This window comes from Aeromonas sp. 600479 (assembly GCF_049175515.1).
Taxonomy (GTDB): Bacteria; Pseudomonadota; Gammaproteobacteria; order Enterobacterales; family Aeromonadaceae; genus Aeromonas; species Aeromonas veronii_A.
This window is the reverse complement of the sequence record NZ_JAAKVF010000001.1, coordinates 503,400-520,399: the sequence shown is the minus strand read 5'-3', so window position 1 is coordinate 520,399 and position 17,000 is coordinate 503,400. Positions and strand designations below refer to the sequence as shown.

Below are 17,000 nucleotides of genomic sequence, written 5' to 3'. Positions count from 1 at the left end.
GGAAGTTTCATTACCCATGGCATTACTGCAAATCGCCGAACCCGGCCAGAGCGCTGTTCCTCATCAGCACAAACGTGCCGTCGGCATCGATCTCGGCACCACCAACTCTCTCGTCGCTGCGGTTCGCAGCGGTCACGCCGATACCCTTTGCGATGAGCAAGGGCGCGACCTGCTCCCGTCGGTGGTGCACTATCAAAGCGACGCTATTCGAGTCGGAATTGATGCCAAGCGCGAAGCGGCACTCGATCCTCACAACACCATCGTCTCGGTCAAACGGATGATGGGCAAGGCGCTGGCCGATATCGATACCCGCCAGCAGCCTTACCAGTTTGTTGCCGCCGACAATGGCATGCCGCAACTGCAAACCCGTCAGGGGCTGGTCAATCCGGTGCAGGTCTCGGCCGAAATTCTCAAAAAGCTGGCCGAGCGTGGCGCCCAGACTCTCGGGGGCGATCTCGATGGCGTGGTCATTACCGTGCCGGCCTATTTCGATGATGCCCAGCGTCAGGGCACCAAGGATGCCGCCCGTCTGGCTGGTCTGCACGTGCTGCGCCTGCTCAACGAGCCGACTGCGGCCGCGATTGCCTATGGCCTTGACTCCGGTCAGGAAGGGGTGATCGCGGTTTACGATCTGGGGGGCGGTACCTTCGATATCTCTATCCTGCGTCTGCATCGCGGTGTGTTTGAAGTGATGGCGACCGGCGGTGATTCCGCCCTCGGCGGTGATGACTTCGATCACCTGCTGGCGGACTGGATCAAGGAACAGGCGGGCCTCACCGGTGAGCTGGATGCTCATCTGCAGCGCGAGCTGCTGGATGTGGCCGCTGCCGTCAAGCACGGTCTGACCGATGCCGAGCAGGTGGCGTGCACCTTTGCGGGCTGGCAGGGTTCAGTGAGCCGTAGCCAGTTTGATGAGCTCATCACCCCGCTGGTGAAACGGACCTTGCTGGCTTGTCGCCGCGCCCTGCGCGATGCGGGCCTTGAGCAGGTGGAAGTGCTGGAAGTGGTGATGGTTGGTGGCTCCACCAGGGTGCCGCTGGTGCGCGAACTGGTGGGCGAGTTCTTCCAGCGCACGCCGTTGACCAGCATCGATCCGGACAAGGTGGTCGCCATCGGCGCCGCCATCCAGGCCGATATTCTGGTGGGCAACAAGCCCGATGCCGAGATGCTGTTGCTGGACGTTATCCCCCTGTCGCTGGGTCTGGAGACCATGGGTGGCCTCGCCGAGAAGGTGATCCCGCGCAACACCACCATTCCGGTTGCCCGCGCCCAGGAGTTCACCACCTTCAAGGATGGTCAGACCGCCATGGCCATTCACGTGGTACAGGGTGAGCGCGAGTTGGTCGCCGATTGCCGCTCCCTGGCACGCTTTACCCTGACCGGTATTCCGCCGATGGCCGCCGGTGCCGCCCATATTCGCGTCACCTTCCAGGTGGATGCGGATGGTCTGCTCTCGGTGAGCGCCATGGAGAAATCCTCCGGCGTGCAGGCCGAGATCCAGGTCAAGCCCTCTTACGGGTTGACGGAGCAGGATATCCTCAACATGCTGAGTGCCTCCATCGAGAACGCCCAGCAGGATATGGATGCCCGCATGCTGGCCGAGCAGCAGGTTGAAGCCGATCGGGTGGTCGAGAGTCTCAATGCGGCGCTGGCCGCCGATGGTGATGCCCTGCTCAATGCAGCCGAGCGTGCCGAGATTGATGCCGCCATCGCCCATCTGCTGATCATGCGCAACAGCGGCGCAACCCATCAAATCAAAGAAGCCATTGAGGCAGCCGATGCTGTCAGTGGCGAGTTTGCAGCCCGCCGGATGGATGCTTCCATCCGCAAGGTGCTGACCGGACAAAACGTCAACAAGGTGTAATATGCCAAAACTGATCATTCTTCCTCATCCCGTACTCTGTCCGGATGGCGCCGCCCTCGAGGGGCAAAGCGGCGAGACCATTCTGGATGTGGCGCTGCGCAATGGTATCGAAATCGAGCATGCCTGCGAGAAATCCTGTGCCTGCACTACCTGCCACTGCGTGGTGCGCGAGGGCTTTGACTCGCTCGAGCCAAGCGACGAGCTGGAAGACGACATGCTGGACAAGGCGTGGGGGTTGGAGCCGGAATCCCGTCTCAGCTGCCAGGCAAAACTGGCGGACGAGGATCTGGTGGTGGAATTGCCCAAGTACACCCTGAACCTTGCCTCTGAACGCCATTAATTACACATGAGTGAATTGCACGTGCAGCATCCTGTGGTGCTTCAGTGATATGGTGGAAGGCCGTGACCCTCGGGGGCACGGCCTTTTTTGTATTCGTTATTCTCTCTTTGCTAATAAGCTCTTTCCCATAAAGAGTGCTTATACATAGTGCCAGTAAAAAGGAAGCAAACACGATGGCTGACATGATGAAGGTAGCGTTATCCACCCAGGCTGCGGCTGCCTATTGGGGCGAGGGCGCCCAGCTCAGTTTCAATGGCGACGAGGCACTGATCCATCTTGGTGCCGCCGGTCAGGAGAAGGATGTTCTGCGCACCGTTCAGCGCGCCGCCCGTCGCCTCGAATCGAGCGGGATCAAGCGGGTGACGCTGGTCGGTGAAGGCTGGGATCTGGAGCGTCGCTACGCGTTCGCCCAGGGTTTCTACGCCGCCAAGGGAGCGCGTGAACTGGATTTTGGCCAGCAGAGCGACGTTGAAGCCCGTGAACTAGATGCGCTGCTCAAGGCGGCTCGCTGGGTACGTGACATCACCAATGGCTGTCCGGAAGAGATCTACCCCATGAGTCTGGCGGAATCGGCTCTGTTGCTTATTCGTGGTCTGGCCGGGGATCAGGTTACTGCCCGCATCACCGCCGGTGAAGCGCTACGTGAGTCTGGCCATATCGGGATCTGGTCGGTTGGCCGTGGCAGCGAGCGCGAGCCTGTGCTGCTGGAGCTAGACTACAACCCGACCGGTGATCGCCATGCGCCCGTGGTGGCGGCGCTGGTGGGCAAGGGGATCACTTTCGATTCCGGTGGCTACTCCATGAAGTCCTCTGACAACATGCTGCCGATGAAGTCCGACATGGGCGGCGCGGCTATGGTGACTGGCGCGCTGGCGCTGGCTATCAGCCGCGGTCTGAACCAGCGGGTGAAGCTCATTCTCTGCTGCGCCGAGAACCTGGTCTCCGGCCACGCCTTCAAGCTGGGCGACATCCTCACCTACAAAAACGGCATCTCGGTCGAGATCCAGAACACCGATGCGGAAGGGCGTCTGGTGCTGGCCGATGGCCTGATGGCGGCCTCCGACAGCGGTGCAGCTTTTATCCTTGACGCAGCCACCCTGACCGGCGCCGCCAAGATGGCGCTGGGGCGCGACTACAATGCGGTGTTTGCCCTCGATGAGAGCGAACAGCTGCGTGCGCTGGCCGCCGCCAAGGTGGAAAACGAGCAGGCGTGGGCGCTGCCGCTGGAGCCCTGGCATGCCAGCCAGCTCACCTCGGCCTTTGCCGATCTGGGCAACGTCGCCTCAGCCGAAGGCACGGCCGGTGCCACCACGGCTGCTGCGTTCCTTTCCCGTTTCGTACGTGATGAGGGCAAGGGTTGGGTGCACCTAGATCTGGCAGCCTCTTATCAGAAATCGGGTAACGATCTCTGGGCAACCGGCGCCAAGGGGCACGGTCTGCGCACCATCGCCCGCTGGCTGCAGGAGGTGACCGCATGAATGTCTGGCTGAGTCGTGAATTTGCACCGGCCGAGTGGGGGGAGGGGGCGCTGCTCTCTCACCGTGCCGACGGCATGGTGATCCATCTGGTGACGGCCAATCCGCTGCTCGATATCCAGCAAGCGGCCCGTCGCCTCTGCCAGCAAGGGATCCAGAAAGTGACCCTGGCTGGTCATTGGGAGCGTGAACAGCAGTGGGCATTTGCCCAAGGGCTGCAAACCCCCAAGGCGGAGGTGCAACTGCAGTGGGCCATGTCCTCGGAAGAGGACCGAGAGGAGCTGGAAGCGCGCTGGCTCTGTGGCCGCTGGGTGCGCGAGATGACCAATGCCACCCCGGAGCAGTTGGGCCCGCTGGAGCTGGCGGTGGAAGCGGCCTCCTTTATTACCGAGTTGGCGCCGGACAAGGTGAGTCATCGCATTTTGAAAGGCGAAGCGCTGCAACAGGCGGGATGGGTTGGCCTTTACCAAGTAGGCCGCGGCAGCGAGCGCGAGCCGGTATTGCTGGAGCTTGACTTCAATCCGGGGCGGGACCCCAAGGCGCCGGTAGCGGCAGCGCTGGTGGGCAAGGGGATCACCTTTGACTCCGGCGGCTACTCCATGAAGAGCTCCGAGGGGATGCTCACCATGAAGTGTGACATGGGGGGCGCGGCGATTGTCACCGGTGCGCTGGCGCTGGCTATGCTGCGCGGGCTCGACAAGCGGGTGAAGCTGATCCTCTGCTGCGCCGAGAACCTGGTCTCCGGCCACGCCTACAAGCTGGGCGACATCCTCACCTACAAGAATGGCACCACGGTCGAGATTGTGAATACCGATGCCGAGGGGCGGCTGGTGCTGGCCGACGGCCTGCAACTGGCGAGCGAGTCCGGCGCACCGCTGATCATCGATGCCGCGACCCTGACTGGCGCAGCCGTGATGGCGCTGGGTGGGCGCTACAATGCCCTGTTTGGCCTCGATAAAGGGCTGGTAAGCCGGGCCATGACCTATGCCGATGCCGAGCATGAGCCAGCCTGGCCGTTGCCGCTGGAGCCCTGGCACCGCCAGCAGTGCCCTTCCCATTACGCCGACACGGCCAACAGCCGTCCGGTGAAGGGGGGTGGGCCGGGTGGCGCCTCCAACGCGGCGGGTTTCCTCTCCCGTTTCGTTGCCAACGAAGGGATGGGCTGGCTGCATATCGATCTGGCAGCTTGCTTCAGTGACAACGGCGATGCCCTCTGGGCGCCGGGGGCCAATACCCTGGGGATGCGCACCATAGCGCGGGCCCTGCTGGCGGAAGCCAAATAGGCGAGACAAGGCACCCTCAGGTGCCTTTTTCATGCTGTTCGAATTGTGAACAAAAGATGGGGTTTTGGCGGCTTAAGGTAACTATCGTGCGCAAGCGCACATATTTTCCGGCTCTGCTCGGTCAAGATGAGTGTGGATGTTGATTGCAAGGGAGTGATGTTTAATAAAAAGTTGCTTGTTTGTGTGTTTTTCCGGTTTTTGTTTACGTATAATCGCCAGCGAACATGGATTCTAACAATAAAACTCTGTAGTTAAGGAAAGATATCAATGGCCATCGAACGTACCTTCTCTATCGTTAAACCGGATGCTGTCAGCAAGAACCTGATCGGTGCCATCTATAGCCGTTTCGAAAGCGCAGGCTTGAAAGTGGTGGCATCCAAAATGCTGCACATGAGCAGTGAACAGGCTGCCGGTTTCTATGCCGAGCATCAGGGCAAGCCTTTTTATGACAATCTGGTCAGCTTCATGACCTCTGGCCCTGTCATGGTGCAGGTGCTGGAAGGGGAAGACGCCATCCGTCGCAATCGCGAGATCATGGGGGCTACCAACCCGAAAGAGGCCCTGGCTGGTACCTTGCGTGCCTGTTATGCCGAGAGCATCGATCGCAATGCCGTCCATGGCTCCGATGCACCGGCCTCTGCTGCACGTGAAATCGCCTACTTCTTCTCTGACAACGAGATCTGCCCGCGCGGCTGATTTACGTGGATGATGACCCAAGGGAGCCTCGGCTCCCTTTGTTGTTTTCGCCGTTTACGCAATATCCCTCTATTCTCCAGGTGGAAAGCCAGACCCATTATTTGTACAATGCCGCCCCCTGACGTCGTCAGCCAATAATTGATGAAGTGTTTGAACTGAGGCCATTGATGAGCGAAACAAAAATCAACCTGCTGGATCTTGATCGGGATGCCATGCGTGCCTTTTTCGTCGAACTGGGCGAGAAGCCATTCCGGGCAGATCAGGTCATGAAGTGGATCTATCACTTTGGGTGTGATGATTTCGATCAGATGACCAACGTCAACAAGGTGCTCAAAGAGCGCCTCAAGGCAATCGCCGAGATCAAGGCGCCCGAGATCAGCCGCGAGCAGCGCTCTGCCGATGGCACCATCAAGTGGGCTCTGCAGGTGGGCGATCAGGAGGTAGAGACCGTCTACATCCCGGAAGATGACCGCGCGACCCTCTGCGTCTCCTCTCAAGTTGGCTGTGCGCTGGAGTGCAAGTTCTGCTCCACGGCTCAACAAGGCTTCAACCGCAATCTGAAAGTCTCCGAGATCATCGGTCAGGTGTGGCGTGCTGCCCGTGTGGTCGGTGGCAAGCGTCCCATCACCAACGTGGTGATGATGGGGATGGGCGAGCCTCTGCTCAACCTCGCCAACGTGGTGCCCGCCATGCGTCTGATGATGGATGACTACGGCTTTGGCATCTCCAAGCGCCGGGTGACCATCTCCACCTCTGGCGTGGTACCTGCGCTGGACAAGCTGGGCGACCAGATCGACGTGGCGCTGGCTATCTCCCTGCACGCCCCGAACGACAAGTTGCGTTCAGAGATCATGCCGATCAACGACAAGTACAACATCGAGGAGTTCCTCGCCGGTGTCCGTCGTTACCTCGAAAAGTCCAATGCCAACGGTGGTCGGGTAACCGTCGAGTATGTGCTGCTCGATCATATCAATGACGATATGCAGCATGCCCACGAGCTGGCCAAGGTGCTCAAGGACACTCCGAGCAAGATCAACCTGATCCCGTTCAACCCCTTCCCGGGCAACCCTTACGGCAAGCCGAGCAACAGCCGTATCGATCGCTTCTCCAAGGTGCTGATGGAGTACGGTTTCACCGTGATTGTCCGCAAGACCCGTGGTGATGACATCGATGCCGCCTGTGGTCAGCTGGTGGGGGACGTGATTGACCGTACCAAGCGAACTATCAAAAATCGGATGCAACAGGATGGGATTTCCGTCAAAATGGTTTAAATGCTAAGCCATTGTATAGACAGGGAATGGATACACGTACATTGATCGTAGTGGCAGCGCTCTGCGCGCTGCCAGGCTGTGTGACCGAGACCACTTACGCTGGCCAGAACTCGACCCAGCGTGAAGTGGGTCCTGACCTCAAGGCGGCTGCCCAAACCCGCCTCGACTTGGGTATCCAGTACTTGCGTCAGGGCAATGCCGAGCAGGCCAAGTTCAATCTTGACCGCGCCCTCCAGTATGACCCCTCCAACCCCCAGATCCAGATCGGTTTTGCCTACTTTTACCAGAAGGTAGGAGATTTCAAGGCAGCCGAGACCCATTACAAGAACGCCCTTGCCATGGATCCGTCCAATGCTGACGCAATGAACAACTATGGTGCCTTCCTCTGTGATCGCGGCAGGTATGCCGAGGCAGATCAGGCGTTCAACCAGGCTGTTATTCAGCCAGGCTACGTAAAAATTGCCGATACCTATGAAAATGCGGCACTTTGTGCGCTGCAAAATCGCAGAAATGATAAAGCAGGCGAGTACTATCGCCTGGCCTTGGGGTATAATCCCCGCAATCCAGGGTTATTGCTGGACTTGGCCGAGCTTTCCATGAAAGATGGCAAGCTGCCTGATGTGCAGTCCTACCTCGCCCGTTTTGCCGATGTGTCAGACGAGAACGAGGAGAGTCTCTGGTTGAGACTTCGGCTGGCACAGGCGATGGACAAGCCGGCATTACTTCACCAATTCGGGACTGAGCTGGTAAGGCAATATCCCACTTCGCAACAAGCCAAGCGTTATTTAGCCAATGACTACTGAACAGCAACACGATTTTCAAGACGACACCCAGGCAGTGGGCCCAGGCCAGCTGCTGCGCAACGCCCGTGAACAGCTCGGCTGGACACGAGAACAGGTTGCGTCCCGCATTCACCTTCGTCTGACCCTGATTGCCGCTATCGAATCGGATACGTACGACAAGCATACGTCTCATACCTTTATCCGGGGCTATCTGCGCACCTACGCCAAGCTGGTAGGGATCCCGGAGGAGACCATTCTTGCCGCCTATGACAAGCTGGGGCTGACGCCGCCCGACAATATCGACATGCAGAGCTTCTCGCGCCGCTCTCGCCAGCAGGCGAGCGACAGCCGTCTGAAAGTGGTGACCTGGCTGGTGATCCTGGTGCTGATTGCGCTCTCCGTTGCATGGTGGTGGCAGAGCACGACCCGCCGCTCTGCCGGGGATGAGGCGCTGGCCGCGACCGAAATGAGCACAACCGCAGCGCCAACTGCCGACACCGCAACCGTTGCGGTGGCCAATGATGCAACTGCGCCGGCTCAGGATGTCTCTGCCGCGGCAGCTACCATCGTTGCCCCGACTGCTGCTGTTTCCGACGCTGCTGCCACCCTGGCTCCGGCTTCTGCTGCCGTGGCGTTGACCGACGCCAGCGGCGCCGTCAGCACGGTAGTTGATGTTGCCGCCTCCGGTGCCACTGCGACCGAATCTGAAGAGAGTGTCGTTGATCCGGCAACTGCGCCGCAACTCAAGATGAGCTTTACTGCCGACTGCTGGCTGGATGTGAAGGATGCCAAGGGCAAGACTCTCTTCAGCGGTCTGAAGAAGGCCAACGACGAGCTGGTACTGGAAGGTGCCGAGCCCCTGAAGTTCATCATTGGCGCGCCGATGGCCGTCAAGCTCGACTACAAGGGCAAATCCTTTGATATGAGCCGTTACAACAACGGTCGTACTGCCCGCTTCTCACTGCCGCAGGAGTAATTTGTTCGTCATGTCCGCACACGAATCTCCCATTATTCGTCGTAAATCACGGCAGATCATGGTTGGCAATGTACCGGTAGGGGGCGATGCCCCCATTACGGTGCAGACCATGACCAACACCAAGACCACCGATGTCGCCGCCACTGTCGAGCAGATCCAGCGGATCGAGCGGGTCGGTGCCGATATCGTCCGGGTTTCCGTGCCTACCATGGAAGCGGCGGAAGCCTTCAAGCTGATCAAACAGCAGACTCGCATCCCCATCGTTGCCGATATCCATTTTGACTATCGCATCGCCCTGAAAGTGGCCGAGTATGGCGCTGACTGCCTGCGTATCAATCCGGGCAACATCGGCAACGAGCAGCGTGTACGCTCTGTTGTCGATTGCGCGCGCGACCTCAATATCCCGATCCGTATCGGGGTCAATGGCGGGTCGCTGGAGAAGGATATTCAGGAGAAGTATGGCGAGCCGACCCCGGAGGCTCTGGTGGAGTCCGCCATGCGTCACGTCGAGTATCTTGATCGCCTCGATTTCCAGAACTTCAAGGTAAGCGTCAAGGCGTCTGATGTATTCCTGGCCGTGGGCGCCTATCGCCTGCTGGCCAAGCAGATTGAGCAGCCGCTCCATCTGGGCATTACCGAAGCGGGCGGTTTCCGTGCCGGTGCGGTGAAGTCCTCCATTGGTCTTGGCATGCTGCTGGCTGATGGCATCGGCGACACCCTGCGCATCTCGCTGGCGGCTGATCCGGTAGAGGAAGTGAAGGTCGGTTTTGACATCCTCAAATCCCTGCGGATCCGCTCCCGTGGCATCAATTTCATCGCTTGCCCCTCCTGCTCCCGTCAGGAGTTCGACGTCATTGGCACTGTCAATGCGCTGGAAGAGCGGCTCGAAGACATCATCACCCCGATGGATGTCTCCATCATCGGCTGTGTGGTGAACGGGCCGGGCGAAGCGCTGGTTTCCGATCTGGGTCTTGCCGGTGCGGCCAACAAGAGTGCCTTCTACGAAGGAGGCCAGCGGGTTGACCGACTCGACAACAAGGATCTCATCCCGACCCTTGAGCGCCGCATTCGTGCCCGCGCCGCCATGCTGGACCCGGTTAACCGGATCATGGTGGACAAGGATTGAACGGACAGGGGCCACTTCGGGTGGCCCTCTTTCCAGGTGACTGATTTTACACCCCGCTTGCGGATTCCCTGATTTTACCTCGGGGGTGAAAATCCCTATAATGCGGCCAAATTTTACCTCTTTTTCTCGAGTATCAACGTGGCAAAACAGATCCAAGCTATTCGCGGTATGAATGATTGCCTGCCGGAGCAGAGCCCGGTATGGCAGAAGGTTGAACAGATCCTGCGCCAGGTCGTTGCCAGCTATGGCTACAGCGAAGTACGCATGCCGATTGTCGAGCAGACCCATCTGTTCAAGCGCGCCATCGGTGAAGTGACCGACGTGGTCGAAAAAGAGATGTACACCTTTGAAGATCGCAATGGCGACAGCCTGAGCCTGCGTCCGGAAGGGACTGCCAGCTGCGTCCGCGCCGGTATCGAACACGGCCTGCTCTACAACCAGGAGCGCCGGATGTGGTATATGGGCCCCATGTTCCGTCACGAGCGCCCCCAGAAGGGCCGTTATCGCCAGTTCCACCAGTTCGGTGTCGAGCTGTTTGGTATCAACGGGCCGGATATCGACGCCGAGCTCATCATGCTGACCAACCGCCTGTGGCGCCTGTTCGGTATCAGCGAGCATGTGACCCTGCAGCTCAACACCCTGGGCCAGAGCGCGGAGCGTGCCGCTTACCGCGATGCGCTGGTTGCCTATCTGGAGCAGTACAAGGATCAGCTGGACGAAGAGAGCCAGCGTCGCATGTACAGCAACCCGCTGCGAGTGCTCGACTCCAAGGACGAAAAAGTGCAGGCCGTGCTGGTCGGTGCCCCCCGTCTGTTCGACCATCTGGGCGAAGAGAGTCTGGCTCACTTCGAGGGGCTCAAGCGCCTGCTCGACTCTGCCGGCATCAAGTACGAAGTAAACGAGCGTCTGGTGCGTGGCCTCGACTATTACAACCTCACCGTATTCGAGTGGGTGACCAACAGCCTGGGGGCCCAGGGCACTGTCTGTGCCGGTGGCCGCTATGACGGTCTGGTGGAGCAGTTGGGTGGTCAGCCGACGCCTGCGGTCGGTTTTGCCATGGGCATGGAGCGTCTGGTGCTGATGCTGGAGACCCTTGAGCTCAACGGCGACATTCGCCCGGCGGTCGATGTCTATCTGGCGATGGTGGGCGAGGGGACCGAGCAGGCTGGCTTCCAGCTGGCCGAGCGTCTGCGTGATGCGCTGCCAGATTTGCGCCTGATGAGCCACTGCGGCGGCGGCAACTTCAAGAAACAACTCAAGCGTGCCGACAAGAGCGGCGCGTCCATCGCCCTGATCCTTGGTGAGACCGAGGTGCAAAACGGGGAGATCACTATCAAATATCTGCGTGGTCAGGCCGAGCAACAGACCGTCAAGGTTGACGCCGCCATTGCCCTGCTGGCAGCCAAAGGAGAGTAAGCTGTGGAAGTTTATACCACCGAAGAACAACAGGTTGAGGTTATCAAGGAGTGGTGGAAAGAGAACGGGACCTCGGTGATCGCCGGTACCGTGATCGGTCTGGTCGGCCTGTTTGGCTGGCGCTACTACAACCAGTACCAGCAACAGACCATGGAGGCATCCTCCCACGCCTACAACCAGGTGATTACCCAGCTGGCTAAAGGCGATGCCGCCGGTTTCGAGCAGGCAGCGCAGTTTGTCTCCGCCAACAAGGGCGACTCCTACGGCGAGCTGGCCGCGTTGCAACTGGCTGCCGCCGCCGTCAAGGCGGGCAAGCTGGATCTGGCTGCCGAGCAGCTTACCCAGGTCGCAACCAGCGGTGACGAGAGCATTCGTCCCATCGCTGCACTGCGTCTGGCTCGCGTATTGAACGATCAGGGCAAAGCCGATGACGCGCTGGCCCAGCTTGGCAAGATCAATAGCGACGCCTTCAAGGCCCAGGTGGCCGAAGTGCGCGGTGACATCCTGCAAAAGCAGGGCAAGATTGAGGAGGCTCGCGATGCCTATCAGGCAGCGGCCGATGCCGGCGGCCTGCAGGGCAGTCAGGAGCTCAAGTTGAAGATGGACGATCTGGCCCTGCCGGCCATGACCACGGGTGAGGCACCGGATGCGTAATCTATTCAAAATGGTGGCGCTGGGGGCTGCGGTCTCCTTCGCCCTGCAGGGCTGCTCCCTGTTCAGCTCGGAAGAGGATTTGAACCCCATGGCACCGCTGCCCAAGGTCGAATCCGCTTTCAGTGCCGATACCGAGTGGTCTTCCACTGTCGGTGACGGTATCGGTGACTTCTACTCCCAGCTCAAGCCGACAGTGGAAGATGAGCGCATCTATGCCGCTGCGCGCGATGGCGATGTCACAGCCTTTGACCGTGCCAGTGGCGATCGCCTCTGGACCGTCGATCTGGCCGACCTGCCGGTCAACGCTGACAAGCGCAGCGCCCGTCTCTCCGGCGGTCTGGTCTCCCGTTACGGCAAGCTGTTCCTCGGCTCCGAGAACGGGGTGGTCTACGCCCTGAACGAAGAGAACGGCGAAGTGCTGTGGCAGACCAATGTGCCCGGCGAAGTGGTCGCCAGCCCTGCGGTTGAAGATGGTCGCGTAGTGGTACTGACTACCTCCGGTCGCCTGATTGCGCTCGATACCGACGAAGGCAAGATGCAGTGGACGCTCTCCGAAGAGCAGCCACCGCTGACCCTGCGCAGTGCCGGTGCCCCGGTGATCACCAATGGCGCCGTCATCTATGGCCGCGCCGATGGCAAGGTTGGCATTGCCCTGCTGAGCAACGGCCAGCCGGTACGTCAATCCAAGGTGGCCGATCCGCGCGGTGCTACCGAGCTTGACCGCATGGTGGACGTCGATGCCAGCCCGCTGATTGCCGGTGATGAGCTCTACGCCATCGCCTACAATGGCCAGTTGATGGCGCGCAAGCTGATGAGCGGCGATGAAGTGTGGAAGCGCAAGTATTCCGGCTATCGCGATCTCGCTATCACCGGCAATGCCATCGTGCTGACCGACAGCCGCAGCCACCTGTTTGCCATCGACCGTCGCAACGGTCTGGAGCTGTGGTCCAACACCCAGCTGGAGAATCGTACCGTCACTGCACCTGTTATCTTCGGTGACTATGTGGTGGTGGGTGATGTGGAAGGATACCTGTACTGGCTTGATCGTACCGACGGTACCATCAAGGCGATGCAGCAGCTCGACAGCAGTGGTCTGTATGCCGCCCCGCTTGTGGATGGTGACACCCTGTATGTGCAGAGCCGTGGCGGCAAGCTGTACGCGCTAAAGCGTCCTTGATCGTCCGTTAATTTGAATATCCGGCTCCTGGTCTTCGGACCCGGAGCCTTTGTCGTCTTGAGAATGAGGCTTTTATGACTCCTGTTGTTGCCCTGGTGGGCCGCCCCAATGTGGGGAAATCCACCCTGTTTAACCGCCTGACCCGTACCCGGGATGCTCTGGTTGCCGACTTCCCCGGCCTGACCCGGGACCGCAAATATGGCCAGGCGAAGCTGGGCGAGCTGGAATTTATCGTGGTCGATACCGGCGGTATCGATGGCACCGAGGAGGGGATCGAGCTGAAGATGGCCGAGCAGTCCCTGCTGGCCATCGAAGAAGCCGATGTGGTGCTGTTCATGGTGGATGCTCGTGCCGGTTTGACTGCTGCGGATCAGGCCATCGCCGAGCACCTGCGCAAGACCCACAAGAAGGTGTTTCTGGTAGCCAACAAGACCGACGGTATCGACGGTGATTCCGCGGTCTCCGAGTTCTACGGTCTGGCGCTGGGCGAGGTCTACCAGATCGCGGCCGCCCACGGTCGTGGCGTGCTGAGCCTGCTGGAACTGGCCCTGGCTCCCCATCTGGAGACCCTGGTCGACTCCGCTACCGATGAAGATGCGCAGGATGAGGAAGAGGAGGACTTCGACGAAGAAGCCCTGCTGCGCATGGTGGCTGCCGGTGAACTCGATACCAAAGAGGACACCAAGGAGACCCCGTTCGCCGACCTGCCTATCAAGTTCGCCATCGTTGGCCGTCCCAACGTCGGTAAATCTACCCTGACCAACCGCATGCTGGGTGAAGATCGGGTCATCGTCTATGACATGCCCGGCACCACCCGTGACTCCGTTTACATTCCGATGGAGCGTGACGAGCAGAAGTATGTGGTTATCGACACCGCCGGTGTGCGTCGTCGTGGCAAGGTGCACGAGACGGTGGAGAAGTTCTCCGTTATCAAGACCCTGAAAGCTATCGAAGATGCCAACGTTTGCCTGCTGGTGATCGACGCCCAGGAGACCATCACCGATCAGGACTTGAGCATCCTTGGCTATGTGCTCCACGCCGGTCGCTCCGTGGTGCTGGTGGTGAACAAGTGGGATGGTCTGGATCAGAAGGTGAAAGAGGATGTGAAGAACGAGCTGGATCGTCGCTTGGGCTTCATCGACTTCGCTCGCGTCCACTTCATCTCCGCCCTGCACGGCAGTGGCGTCGGCCATCTGTTTGAATCCATTCAGGAGGCTTACCAGTCCGCCACCCGTCGTACCAGCACGGCCATGCTGACCCGCATCATGCAGATGGCGCAGGAAGATCACCAGCCGCCGATGGTCAATGGTCGCCGCGTCAAGCTCAAATATGCTCACGCCGGTGGCTACAACCCGCCGCGTATCGTGATCCACGGCAACCAGCTGAACGACTTGCCGGACTCCTACAAGCGGTATCTGATCAACTACTTCCGCAAGTCCCTCAAGATCATGGGCTCGCCAATCCGGGTCGAGTTCCAGGAGTCGATCAACCCGTTTGAAGGGAAGAAGAACACCATGACCCTGAGTCAGGAACGTCAGCGCAAACGCCTGCTGAAGATGAAGAAGAAATAAGCCCTTGCGGCTGCCCTCACCGGCAGCCGCTTTGTTATCCTCGCCATGTTAAGGTGAGGAATAAGGTGAGGAATTAAGGTGAGGAATAAGGGGAGGGGGATCTGCCATGGAACAAGACCATGGCAGATCCACTTTCGAGGAGTTGATTATGAAAGCCCTGCTTTGTCCATCATGCCAGGCTGAACTGGATACCCGCAGCAAGGAGCAAACCTGTGGTCAGTGCCAGGCTAACGTTCACGTTACGGCCATCTGCCCCACCTGCCAACAGGAGCTGGAGCGTCTCAAGGCGTGCGGCGCGGTGGATTACTTCTGCAACCACTGCAACTCGCTGATCTCCAAGCGGTCGGTACAGTTCAAGGCGGCGCTGGTGTAAGACAGTATTCAGGTGAGAAAGAAGATAAAAAAACCCGGCGAATGCCGGGTTTATGCTGTGTGCTCTGCAATAAGCAGGGTATAGGATCGATTTCTGCGCCACAGGTTGCGCTTGATGTCATTAAGCTTGAGTTTGCGTCTGGGGCTCCAGCTGCACTTCGCTTTTCTGACCAGACTGATTTTTCTACGTTTTTGCATCTTGGTCTCCTCCCAACTCAGGTGGCCATCCCGGCCTTGGGTCATTGATGGCGCCCATCCGAAATTGCTGTTATTTACTCTCTCAACATAATGAAAACAATGCGATTTCGGATAGGCTCCGATGTGAATCGATGGTAACAGAGAAGTTTGCGTGAAAACAGCCGAATAATGGCTGGTTAGCGCATGGTGATCTGATTGACCACTTCGGCGATGATAGTCGGGCGCTCGGCGATCTCCGGCTCGCTGTCGTTGTCGAGACTCTCCCGTTGGTGGGCCTTCTGTTGCTCGTTATCGAGCCAGAGCAGGCTCTGGTAGTACTGACGCACGTTGTTGACATAGTTGCGCGCCTCGCTGCCGCGGGCATAGCCGTAACGCACCTTGCGATGCCAGCGTGCTTGCTGCAGCAGCGGCAGCACATCCTTGACGTCGCTCCAGGCGTCGGGATTCTTGCCGAGTTCCTTGGTCAGACGGCGCGCGTCCATCATATGGCCGTAGCCGATGTTGTAGGCGGTGAGAGCAAACCACACCTTCTCGTCCTCGGGCACCGAATCCGGCACCTTCTCCATCATCTGTTGCAGATAGAGGGAGCCACCCTTGATGCTCTCTTCCGGATGAAGCCGGTCGTTGACTCCCATCGCCTTGGCGGTGGGCTCGGTCAGCATCATCATGCCACGCACGCCGGTGTAGGAGCGCGCCTGCGGGTCCCAGTGGGACTCCTGATAGCTGATGGCGGCGAGCAGGCGCCAGTCGATATTCTTGGCGTGGGTCTGGAACAGCGGCTGGTACTTGGGCAGCAGGCTCTTGGCGCGCTTGAGGAAGGTGCGGGTATCGACAAAGTCGAAGTTCTGCACGTGGCCGAAGTACTTCTCGTCCAGCTTGGCGATAGCGCCGTCCATAAAGCGCTGACCGAAAAAGTCGATGACGCTGGCATAGAGGCTGTCATCGGGCAGCTTGCTCATGGCCCAGGCAACGGTCTGCTTCTGTGCCAGGGTCAGCCCCTCGGTGAGCTCCGGGTAGTAGCGCTGGGTACGGGCCAGCACGGTATCCTGCACCACCGTGTAGTCAATCTTGCCATCCACCACCTGCTTGAGCAGTTCTTCCACATCGGCGTTGTGGCTGGTGCTCCACGTCAGTTTGGGATTCTCTTTGCTCATCTCTTTGAGCAGATCTTCCCCGGTGGAGCCGGCGGCCACCACCAGCTTGCCCTTGATATCGTTCAACGAGGCCGGCTTGGGCTTGCCATTACGGTATACCAGCTTGGGAGAGACCTGGTAGAAGCCCGGGCCGAAGCGAAACAGCTCGCGCCGCTCCTGAGTGACCATGATGGCGGCTGCCGCCAGATCGACTTTACCCTTTTTCAGCAGGGTAACCAGTTCGTCAGTGGTGTTGACCGGGATGATGGTGAGTTTGACCCCCAGCCATTCGGCATAATGTTGCGCCAGCTCGTAATCGAACCCCTGGGCGAGGTCGTCACGCTGGTAATAGGATGTGGGGCCATAGATGGTGCCAACCCTGATCTCGCCTCGTTGGCGGATCTGCTCCAGCTGGCTGGAGGGGGTATAGAAGTCGCAGCCAACCAGCGTCAGCGTCAACAACAGCCCGATAAACAGTCGAAAAATGCAGCGCAAGTAGGTGAGTACCTTTGTTGAAAAAATCGGCATTTGTCAAAAAAGAGGCACCTTTATACCAGAGAGTGTGCGCAGAGTCACACTGCGTGAAGTGAGAAAAACGTTTGTCCGCTGTGAGCCAGATCCCTATAATACGCGCGTCTCAATTCCCCCCCACTTTAAAACTTGGTG

The 17,000-nt window shown here is 59.2% G+C and carries 15 protein-coding genes; 14 read left to right on the top strand and 1 reads right to left on the bottom strand.

All coding sequences use genetic code 11. From position 1 onward, the window contains the following. Positions 1-16: 16 nt before the first annotated feature. From hscA to G5149_RS02135, 14 genes are all read left to right on the top strand, one after another. A complete protein-coding gene (gene hscA, locus G5149_RS02200; RefSeq protein ID WP_337072072.1) occupies positions 17-1,864 on the top strand; it encodes a Fe-S protein assembly chaperone HscA in 1,848 nt (615 codons plus the stop codon). A gap of 1 nt (position 1,865) precedes the next feature. Next, positions 1,866-2,204 (top strand): ISC system 2Fe-2S type ferredoxin, encoded by a 339-nt coding sequence (gene fdx, locus G5149_RS02195; RefSeq protein WP_005333808.1) that lies wholly within the window; start codon positions 1,866-1,868, stop codon positions 2,202-2,204. A gap of 173 nt (positions 2,205-2,377) precedes the next feature. Further along, complete coding sequence (gene pepB / locus G5149_RS02190) at positions 2,378-3,682, top strand: aminopeptidase PepB (RefSeq protein WP_337072073.1); 1,305 nt, start codon at positions 2,378-2,380, stop codon at positions 3,680-3,682. Next, positions 3,679-4,962 (top strand): aminopeptidase PepB, encoded by a 1,284-nt coding sequence (gene pepB / locus G5149_RS02185; RefSeq protein ID WP_005344853.1) that lies wholly within the window; start codon positions 3,679-3,681, stop codon positions 4,960-4,962. Before pepB (G5149_RS02190) ends, pepB (G5149_RS02185) begins: the two co-directional genes overlap by 4 nt. A gap of 267 nt (positions 4,963-5,229) precedes the next feature. Continuing rightward, complete coding sequence (gene ndk / locus G5149_RS02180) at positions 5,230-5,658, top strand: nucleoside-diphosphate kinase (RefSeq protein ID WP_005333805.1); 429 nt, start codon at positions 5,230-5,232, stop codon at positions 5,656-5,658. Between the two features lie 167 nt (positions 5,659-5,825). Then, positions 5,826-6,929, top strand: a complete 1,104-nt coding sequence (locus tag G5149_RS02175; protein WP_033136073.1) for a bifunctional tRNA (adenosine(37)-C2)-methyltransferase TrmG/ribosomal RNA large subunit methyltransferase RlmN — start codon at positions 5,826-5,828, stop codon at positions 6,927-6,929. Positions 6,930-6,940: 11 nt separating this feature from the next. After that, on the top strand, positions 6,941-7,732 hold the full coding sequence (gene tapF, locus G5149_RS02170) for a PilW family type IVa pilus biogenesis/stability lipoprotein TapF (protein ID WP_085943024.1): 792 nt from the start codon (positions 6,941-6,943) through the stop codon (positions 7,730-7,732). Beyond that, entirely contained in the window at positions 7,722-8,687 is a 966-nt protein-coding gene (rodZ, locus tag G5149_RS02165) for a cytoskeleton protein RodZ (RefSeq protein WP_421211382.1), read from the top strand. The genes tapF and rodZ overlap by 11 nt, the downstream gene beginning before the upstream one ends. 10 nt (positions 8,688-8,697) lie before the next feature. Continuing rightward, positions 8,698-9,813, top strand: a complete 1,116-nt coding sequence (gene ispG, locus G5149_RS02160; RefSeq protein WP_215801449.1) for a flavodoxin-dependent (E)-4-hydroxy-3-methylbut-2-enyl-diphosphate synthase — start codon at positions 8,698-8,700, stop codon at positions 9,811-9,813. A gap of 138 nt (positions 9,814-9,951) precedes the next feature. Next, complete coding sequence (gene hisS / locus G5149_RS02155) at positions 9,952-11,229, top strand: histidine--tRNA ligase (RefSeq protein WP_033114510.1); 1,278 nt, start codon at positions 9,952-9,954, stop codon at positions 11,227-11,229. 3 nt (positions 11,230-11,232) lie between these two features. Then, positions 11,233-11,883 carry a YfgM family protein gene (locus G5149_RS02150; protein ID WP_041207428.1) on the top strand — a complete coding sequence of 217 codons (651 nt, stop codon included), beginning with the start codon at positions 11,233-11,235 and terminating at the stop codon, positions 11,881-11,883. Beyond that, positions 11,876-13,060, top strand: a complete 1,185-nt coding sequence (bamB, locus tag G5149_RS02145; RefSeq protein ID WP_421211380.1) for an outer membrane protein assembly factor BamB — start codon at positions 11,876-11,878, stop codon at positions 13,058-13,060. Before G5149_RS02150 ends, bamB begins: the two co-directional genes overlap by 8 nt. A 74-nt stretch (positions 13,061-13,134) precedes the next feature. Then, on the top strand, positions 13,135-14,631 hold the full coding sequence (gene der, locus G5149_RS02140) for a ribosome biogenesis GTPase Der (RefSeq protein ID WP_421211378.1): 1,497 nt from the start codon (positions 13,135-13,137) through the stop codon (positions 14,629-14,631). Positions 14,632-14,779: 148 nt separating this feature from the next. Next, positions 14,780-15,004 (top strand): zinc ribbon domain-containing protein, encoded by a 225-nt coding sequence (locus tag G5149_RS02135; protein WP_151286783.1) that lies wholly within the window; start codon positions 14,780-14,782, stop codon positions 15,002-15,004. Positions 15,005-15,377: 373 nt separating this feature from the next. On the opposite strand, the gene mltF is transcribed toward G5149_RS02135, so the two are convergent. Further along, a complete protein-coding gene (gene mltF / locus G5149_RS02130) occupies positions 15,378-16,862 on the bottom strand; it encodes a membrane-bound lytic murein transglycosylase MltF (protein WP_216978566.1) in 1,485 nt (494 codons plus the stop codon). Between the last annotated feature and the right edge of the window lie 138 nt (positions 16,863-17,000).